Below are 858 nucleotides of genomic sequence, written 5' to 3' on the forward strand. Positions count from 1 at the left end.
ATTGTTTACCAAGGAGTTTTCCGTTTCGACTGCGCCGGAAGTGGGGCGAATTATAGGCTTCCAGAATCTGCCGTCAACACTTAATTCCAGCTTTCTTTCAATAAGTTACAGACGGCAGAAAAACAGCCCATGCCCCTGCAACCCGAGGGAGAAAAGCAAACCTTTCTATATAGAGGGAAACTTCAGAGCACGCCGGACTCTTTAAAGGCTGCCACTGCCCCCGCATCCAACCCCAGCACTCGCTGCAATACCTCCAGCGTATGCTCACCCAACAAAGGAGGTGCATGACGGTACTCCACCGGCGTTTCCGACAACCGTATCGGACTCGCCACCTGTGGCACCATCCCGGCTAACACATGCGGCAGTTCGATCGCCAACCCACGCGCCTTGACCTGAGGGTCAGCGAACATCTGCGCAAGATCATTAATGGGCCCACACGGCACACCCGCCTGCTCCAACTGGGCCACCCATTCCGCTGTGGTCTTGAATACCGTAGCCTGGCGGATTAGAGGAATGAGTACCGCCCGATTCGCAACCCGCAGCTTGTTGGTTGCAAAGCGCGGATCATCTGCCCACTGAGGCTGTCCGGCAACTTCCGCGAATTTACGGAATTGCCCGTCATTACCCACGGTAAGAATGAAGTCACCATCAGCCGTAGGAAAATCCTGATAAGGCACAATGTTCGGATGTGCATTCCCCAAACGCTTGGGAGCATTGCCCGTCGTCAGGTAGTTCATCGCCTGATTAGCCAGGCACGCCACCTGAACATCCAGCAATGCCATATCAATGTGCTGTCCGCCGCCAACATGATCCCGATGCGCAAGCGCAGCCAGGATCGCCACCGTCGAGTACAGCCCG

Annotated in this window: 1 protein-coding gene; it reads right to left on the reverse strand. The window is 55.5% G+C overall.

All coding sequences use genetic code 11. From position 1 onward, the window contains the following. Window positions 1–182: 182 nt before the first annotated feature. On the reverse strand, window positions 183–858 hold a 676-nt coding region (locus GPL81_RS30980; RefSeq protein WP_178122646.1), incomplete at its 5' end, for a CaiB/BaiF CoA transferase family protein.

It is taken from the genome of Pseudomonas izuensis, assembly GCF_009861505.1.
Classification (GTDB): domain Bacteria; phylum Pseudomonadota; class Gammaproteobacteria; order Pseudomonadales; family Pseudomonadaceae; genus Aquipseudomonas; species Aquipseudomonas izuensis.